7 protein-coding genes, 2 tRNA genes and 1 pseudogene are annotated in these 6961 nt (G+C 34.0%); 4 read left to right on the forward strand and 6 right to left on the reverse strand.

Annotated features, from left to right (window positions below):
• Window positions 1–28: 28 nt before the first annotated feature.
• The 4 genes and pseudogenes from IPL24_08075 to IPL24_08090 all read right to left on the reverse strand — a co-directional run bounded on the left by IPL24_08075 (window position 29) and on the right by IPL24_08090 (window position 2697).
• Window positions 29–403, reverse strand: coding sequence for a YbaN family protein (locus tag IPL24_08075; GenBank protein MBK8363638.1), 375 nt, complete (start codon window positions 401–403; stop codon window positions 29–31).
• A 148-nt stretch (window positions 404–551) separates the two neighbouring features.
• Window positions 552–1133 (reverse strand): annotated as a pseudogene (locus IPL24_08080) (VTT domain-containing protein).
• Window positions 1133–2056, reverse strand: a complete 924-nt coding sequence (locus IPL24_08085) for a TerC family protein (protein ID MBK8363639.1) — start codon at window positions 2054–2056, stop codon at window positions 1133–1135. The pseudogene IPL24_08080 and the gene IPL24_08085 overlap by 1 nt, the downstream one beginning before the upstream one ends.
• Window positions 2053–2697 (reverse strand): DedA family protein, encoded by a 645-nt coding sequence (locus IPL24_08090; GenBank protein MBK8363640.1) that lies wholly within the window; start codon window positions 2695–2697, stop codon window positions 2053–2055. Before IPL24_08090 ends, IPL24_08085 begins: the two co-directional genes overlap by 4 nt.
• Window positions 2698–2929: 232 nt before the next feature.
• Here IPL24_08090 and IPL24_08095 point away from each other — a divergent pair, with 232 nt between their 5' ends.
• From IPL24_08095 to IPL24_08110, 4 genes are all read left to right on the forward strand, one after another.
• Window positions 2930–3604 carry a TetR/AcrR family transcriptional regulator gene (locus tag IPL24_08095; GenBank protein ID MBK8363641.1) on the forward strand — a complete coding sequence of 225 codons (675 nt, stop codon included), beginning with the start codon at window positions 2930–2932 and terminating at the stop codon, window positions 3602–3604.
• Window positions 3605–3827: 223 nt separating this feature from the next.
• Window positions 3828–3903, forward strand: a tRNA-Gly gene (locus IPL24_08100).
• 62 nt (window positions 3904–3965) lie between these two features.
• Window positions 3966–4050, forward strand: a tRNA-Leu gene (locus IPL24_08105).
• A 160-nt stretch (window positions 4051–4210) separates the two neighbouring features.
• On the forward strand, window positions 4211–4549 hold the full coding sequence (locus tag IPL24_08110) for a hypothetical protein (GenBank protein MBK8363642.1): 339 nt from the start codon (window positions 4211–4213) through the stop codon (window positions 4547–4549).
• Window positions 4550–5625: 1076 nt separating this feature from the next.
• On the opposite strand, the gene IPL24_08115 is transcribed toward IPL24_08110, so the two are convergent.
• Both IPL24_08115 and IPL24_08120 read right to left on the reverse strand, forming a co-directional pair.
• On the reverse strand, window positions 5626–5847 hold the full coding sequence (locus IPL24_08115) for a hypothetical protein (GenBank protein ID MBK8363643.1): 222 nt from the start codon (window positions 5845–5847) through the stop codon (window positions 5626–5628).
• Window positions 5848–6383: 536 nt separating this feature from the next.
• Window positions 6384–6938 carry a hypothetical protein gene (locus tag IPL24_08120; protein ID MBK8363644.1) on the reverse strand — a complete coding sequence of 185 codons (555 nt, stop codon included), beginning with the start codon at window positions 6936–6938 and terminating at the stop codon, window positions 6384–6386.
• Window positions 6939–6961 lie beyond the last annotated feature (23 nt).

Below are 6961 nucleotides of genomic sequence, written 5' to 3' on the forward strand. Positions count from 1 at the left end.
ATTATTAATTTATTTATTGATTTTTTACTCAGTTCGTTTTAATTTTATCCATATGTTCTTTCGTTTTGAAACTCCAGATAATGAGTAGTGCCAAAATTGCAATAGCGCAGATTGAAATTTTTAGCCATAAAGCATTGGCAACAACAATTGCGCTGAATAGAATTGCAGGAATTACAGAAACGGTAAGTATACCTTTATGACGGAGTGTAATACCTCTCTTTTTACTGAAATCCCGGATTGGTTGTCCCACGTGTTTATGACGAGCCAGACGAAACAGAAATTTTTTACTTCCACGGGAGAAACAATAAATTGAAATCAGAAAAAAAACAATTCCCGGCATTAACGGAATTAGATATCCTATTATGCCTAAGGCAACTGAAGTAAAACCAAGTGAATTCCACAATAATTTGTTTCTCTTTTGTTTTATTGTGATCAAGTTTCGATTTTTGTTTTGCCTGTTCTGTATATTTTATTTCCGGATTTTCAGGCTCATGATTTTCTGCAGTCTTAATACTTCTTTTTTGTTTAAAGTAGCCTAATAGAAAAATGACAGAAGTTATGACGGCAACAAACAGAAAAATATATTCAACTTCATTCACAAGCAGGGGGAATTTTCTGCCAAGTAGAAATCCAATTGGAATCAGAGACCATACCCATATTACCCCGCCTATGATATTGTAAAAAGTAAATTTTATAAAACTAATTTCTGAAGCACCTGCCATTATTGGGGCGAAGGTTCTGACAATAGGCAAAAAACGTCCCATGATCAATGCAGCTCCTCCATATTTCATAAAATAGTTTTTTGTAATTTCTAAATGCTTCTTTTTAAAGAACAGAGAGTCTTCTTTTGCAAATAGTTTTTTGCCAAAATATCTGCCGGTTGCATAACCGGTCATATTTCCCAGAATAGCAACTACGGATACACTGGTAAGCAATAGGAAAATATTTACATCAAAAGAATCAGTGCTGCATAACAATCCCGCTGTGATCAATAGCGCATCGCCCGGAAAAATGAATCCGAAAAACAGGCCAGTTTCAGCAAAGATGATCAATAACAGAAGTGTTAATCCTCCATATGCAATCAGTCTTTCTGAATCGAGAAGTATTTCAAAAAATTCTCTGATATTTTCCATTAAGCTACTTTTTTCTTTTTTAAGATGAGTGATGCACTAATACTTGTGAGAAGTATGCTTAGTACTATTAGTAAAGCGTATTCAATTGGAACCTTATAAATATCTGATAGAACCATTTTCAGTCCGATGAATATTAGTACCAGGGATAATCCGATGTGAAGAAAACGAAAGAGGTTTAGCATGCCTGCCAGTGCAAAGTAAAGAGAACGTAATCCTAGAATGGCAAAGGCATTTGAAGTGAAAACAATGAATGTGTCTGTAGTGATCGCTAAGATGGCAGGTATTGAGTCAATTGCAAAAATCAAATCAGTTATTTCGATAAATACTAAGACAATGAAAAGTGGTGTTGCCGCCCAAGCTCCATTCTTGAGTTTAATAAAGAAACTGTCGCCATGATATTCATGTGTTACAGGTATCATTTTCTTGACAAAGCGGATGAGAGGGTTTTTCTCCGGTTCAATCTTTTTATCTTTCTGAAAGAGCATTTTAATTCCGGAAATGATGATGATTGCGCCAAATACATAAATGATCCAGTGAAATTTGCTGATTAGGGCTACTCCGGCGAAAATAAAAATTACTCTCATGACGAGGGCTCCCAATATTCCCCAAAACAATATCTTGTGCTGATATTGTTGAGGTACATGGAAGTAAGAAAAAACCAGAATGAAGATGAACAGATTATCTACACTCAATGATAATTCAATTACATAACCTGTAATGAACTCGATTGCTTTTTCTGATCCTTTCCAGAAATATACAATTGCGGCAAACATCATCGCAAGCATTATCCAGACAAGTGTCCAGCCAAGTGATTCCTTGAATGTAACTGTATGCGATTTTCGATGGAAAATTCCCAGATCAATTGCAAGCATCAATGCCAGGAAGACTACAAATCCAATCCAGAAGTAAATTTCAGTTGTCATTGCTTATTTTTTGAATATCGGTTTCTGATGAACTCAATTATAATAGGCACAATGGAAACAATGATGATGGAAATTATTACGATTGAAAAATTCTCCTTGACTACAGGTATGTTGCCAAAAAAATATCCGGCAAAAGAGCAAGTCAAAACCCAGACGATTCCACCTACAATGTTGTAGAGGATAAAACTTGAATAGTTCATTCGTGTAACACCTGCTACAAACGGAGCAAAGGTTCTGACAATTGGAACAAACCGCGCGATTATTATCGTTTTACCGCCATGCTTTTCATAAAATGATCTTGCTTTGAGCAAATGTTTCTGATTAATGAACCGGAAGTTCTTTTCAAAAACTTTTGATCCAAGAAATTTCCCAATGCCATAATTAACACTGTCCCCTAAGATCGCAGCTACACAAAGTAAAACGACTAATAACCAGATGTTCAATACTCCCAATGCAGCAATTGCGCCTGCAGTAAAGAGAAGTGAATCTCCCGGCAGAAATGGTGTGATCACAAAACCTGTTTCGCAAAAAATAATCAAAAATAGTATCAGGTAAGTCCAGTTTTTGTAATCAGTCACTATGGTAAGCAAATGCTTATCGAGGTGTAAAAAAAAGTCAAGAAATTTTTCTGCTAACTCCATATGTACTTATTATGATTATTCCTGCAATGATCTACACCAATACATTTAATATGCTTCTCCCAATGACATGAAGACGAAACCTATTTCATTTACCTTTTATTGCTTTTTGTACTATTGCTGTAAACTGATTTTGCGCCAAAGATAGTAATAATATTATAAAAGATAGTAATACTATCATAAAATATTTTTATCTTTGGGGCGCTAGGAAAATCAGACTAAGACAATTGAATTCATGGAACTGTCATTGAATATAAAAATGAATAATAACTTGTTTCTACGTGATCCGGAAGAAACAGAACTCGGCAGGGAGATCATAAAAAATAGTATAATACTGATCCATAAAACAGGCTTTGAGTCGTTCACATTTAAAAAACTTGCAGAAAAAATAGGTACAACAGAGGCTGGTATATACAGGTATTTTGAAAATAAACACAGGTTGCTTATTTATATTGTTTCCTGGTATTGGAGCTGGCTGGAGTTTAAGGTAATGGTTCACACTAATAACATTGAATCACCTGAAGTTAAACTAAAAAAAATAATTGAGATACTTGCAACTGATGTCAAGGATGAAATAGAGACCAAGCATATTGACGAACGTTTATTGCACCAGATCGTCAGAATGGAAGGATCAAAAGCATACCTCACAAGAAATGTAACTGACGATAATAAGCAGCAATTATTTAAACCTTACAAAGATCTTTGTGGGACGGTAGCTGCAGCTATTCTTGAGTATAACCCTAAATATAAATATCCGCGTTCACTTGCAAGCAGTATCATTGAGATGGCACATTATCAGAACTTTTTTATGCGCAACCTTCCCATGCTGACTGATTTTGGCAATGTGAAGGATGACAGGAAAGTGATAAAGTTTTTGGAGGATATGGTTTTTGCGTCTATAAAATCCTGACCGGGCATAAGGATTGACTTATATAAATATATAAAAGACTCAAGTCCAGGATTGGATTATGGTAGAAAGCAGGAAGGAATCTTAAAATCTTAAAATTTCATTCAAAAACCATGGATTTTTAGTCAACTGTTTGATTTTTAGAGTCAGAAATTAGTTTGAAAATTTTGTAAAAAAAGAAAAATCTTTACCTTTGCCCTCCCAATAGTAAAATATTGGAAAACCAGCAGAAGTAGCTCATTTGGTAGAGCACGACCTTGCCAAGGTCGGGGTGGCCGGTTCGAGCCCGGTCTTCTGCTCCAAAACTCTCTCTTTTGAGAGAGTTTTTTGTTTTTAAGAATAGTTCTATCTTTAGTTTGAGTATGCTCTGGTGGTGGAACTGGTAGACACGCAGGACTTAAAATCCTGTTCCCGTTGAGGGAGTGCGGGTTCGATTCCCGCCCGGAGTACAACGCTGGAGGCCTTGATTGATAAGGCTTTCAGGCGTTTTTTTTTTCAGTTTACGTTTCCCTATTTTAAGGGGATGAATTGGGTACCAATATTGGTGTGGAATACTTTTTTTAAATTTTGTTTACCCCGTATTAACTTAAAAGCCATGAACAATCTTTATTGGAATCCAAGGCGTTATATTTTGGTGGTAAAATTTTGAAATCATCTTTCGACTTGATTGTTGAACAATTAGATAAAAAGAAGTTAAAGGTTTTTATTTCTCCACTAACGGTTATTGAAATGTCATCAAGATTAAAGGAAAACCCGGCAGATTTCAATATGGTTCAAAATGCGGTTAAAAAACTTTTATTGTTAAATCCGGAAATATTTTTATCCAGAGCAACAACTTCAGTTATATTTCATTTGTGTAAATTGATGGAAAACAATTTACCATTGAAAGAAGTTTTTTTACTATTTCGATTGCTCCAAATGTTACAAGAATTAGAAAAATGGATTTGATGATTTTATAACACATACAAGAAGATCGGTGAACTTATCTTACATATACAATTTTAGAGTTATGTATGAAAGATTCTATGTTGCTGATATGGGGATAACATTGAAAACTATTATTCATGATTATGAAAATAAATTATTAAACAAAAAGCTATTAGATTACCAAAAGATAAAATTATTGAGTTTCAGAAATTTTTGGCAACTGATAGTTGGCAAAATCAATTGAAACAATTTTAACAAGTCGGACACTTTTACTTTTATCTATCGATAAGAAAAACTAGGGATTATTATAGATGAGTTAAATATTTTCAAGAGTCCTATAAAAAATTACTTATGAAAATATTTCCAAGAAGGGTACGTGCCAAAACATTAAGAAAAAATGATTATAATGGATTACACTTTAATGTATACTTTAATGATGAAAACGATTACATTTTATAACTGATGAAAAAACGCTGTCTTTTTTATCGTTAGTTGATGCCAAACGGAGTTTCACCATTGATCAACTAATATTAAAGATAACTTTATAAGCAATCTCTATTATTTACAAAGAATGTTCATTAATAATATCACTAACATGGAAGGCGCAGAATATTTAATATTAAAAACAATATCAAATAGTGCAAGAAAAAATTTGACTTTATTGCTTTTGAAAAAGAGTTTACTGAAATAGATGAAAACATTGCTGAAAATATTTTAAGGAAACAATTCTTGGTTTTGCTGCGGGGGAAAAAGTAGAATTGATTTCAACTAAATTATTCAATGAAATATTAATCACTGGTTTCATTTGGAGCAAAGACGAAATAATAACATTTCTATCAGACAAAGAAAAGACATTGGAAACAGAAATTCATGTTGCAAAGTTGGCAATATCAATGTTAAAGAGGGACAAGAACCTTCCTCAATTTTAAAATCAATAAGTCAATTGTTGAAGTATAGTTATCAAGTATTGCCAAATCTTTGTAGAGGTAATTTATGAAGGTGTAATTTAATATGCAGGGAGAGTTTAAAAAGACCTGAACATACCATCCAGGTCTTAATAAAAACAAAACCAAAACTTCAATCCAACATTCTTTTATTTAATCCATCCTTTTAAAATCTTTTAACGCAATTACGCCCTCTGTCGGATTCCACAGCATAATAGCTACATCCATGTGAGCCCGTGCCAACAACAAATTAATAAATGTCTCCGTATCGAGGTTTACTAACTGGTAATCATAAGTCAGTTCCGATCGCCACATTTCTATCTGATCGTATAATGTAACCGGTATATTAATCTGAACCATTTTATCCTCTAGCATACCGTAAAGTTTGTTCTTTATACACGCATGTGGAAATATGTTGCGACGCAGACTTCTGATCAGAAGCTTTTACATGTATCCTTTTCTCTCGAATTTTGATACGGTAATTATATTTGTGCACGTAGAACAACTCAAGTTCAGCCTCTGCGGAACATCACTTTTTTTATATTTAATTTCTTACTCGTGTGTTTTAGCTCATCGTCCTGATATTACTATATCGTATGTCATAATCGACCAGCACTTTCTTTAGACTAGCGCATTTCATGTAGAAGTACGAATTGTCTTTATCCGCGAAGTAATTGAGTGTATCTGTTATCAGCGTACGGCCCTCGTGTTTAGTCTCATTTGTGCCGTCCTTGCTTTGGAGTATAATGGACCCATCCTCCTCAAACAAGTTGGTGCCTTTTATTAGGTTCCGATAATAATATAAATGTGAATAAGCCAATTTAAGCTTTAATCGCTCACACTCAGTAAGGTCGTTTGTCTTTTTTTGGGTTGGCATAATATTATCATTAACGTTAACTCGTACATAGTATTTATTCCAAATCCGTAGCGTCCAACGCATCTATAAATTTAAAATAGTCCGGACTTTCCTTCTTCATCAGCTCATTGTAAATGTGATCAAGTAAGTCTTCTGACTTCGTGAAACTCCTTCTATTTTTTACACCTGAACTTTTCATTAATACTAGTTTGTTTTCAAATGTTAATTCTAAGAATGAATGTGAAACGTTTAATTTCTCTAGCAACTGGTTTAATATTTTATCTTTTAGTGGTAAAATACTATCCCGCCTGTAATAGCTCTTTCCCACTTTTACATTTCCAATTGCGAGTTTAAACTCATGCGGCCACTTTACAAATGTTTTAACGAGCTTCCTTAATTCTCTCACCTTCATAGGTTCTATCATTGAGACAAATGCTGGCGAACATCCGAACCACGATTTGTAAAAGGTGTGTTCATCATGCCAACACCACTGAAATATTCTCATTACACATATTTCATCACAATCAAACATGGACAATAATTTATTCCATGTGAAGGGATGATAATAGAAGGAACATAATTCTTTTGATTTATGGTACCAGATCTTCATAGTGTTGAAGATAGCCAAACACA

The organism is Bacteroidota bacterium (assembly GCA_016711505.1).
In the GTDB taxonomy this organism is placed as follows: domain Bacteria; phylum Bacteroidota; class Bacteroidia; order AKYH767-A; family 2013-40CM-41-45; genus JADKIH01.

Coding starts and splice junctions, on each gene's coding strand:
- IPL24_08085 (MBK8363639.1), bottom strand. CDS start 2,056: ATGACAACTGAAATTTACTTCTGGATTGGATTTGTAGTCTTCCTGGCA.
- IPL24_08090 (MBK8363640.1), bottom strand. CDS start 2,697: ATGGAGTTAGCAGAAAAATTTCTTGACTTTTTTTTACACCTCGATAAG.
- IPL24_08095 (MBK8363641.1), top strand. CDS start 2,930: ATGGAACTGTCATTGAATATAAAAATGAATAATAACTTGTTTCTACGT.
- IPL24_08115 (MBK8363643.1), bottom strand. CDS start 5,847: ATGCTAGAGGATAAAATGGTTCAGATTAATATACCGGTTACATTATAC.
- IPL24_08120 (MBK8363644.1), bottom strand. CDS start 6,938: ATGAAGATCTGGTACCATAAATCAAAAGAATTATGTTCCTTCTATTAT.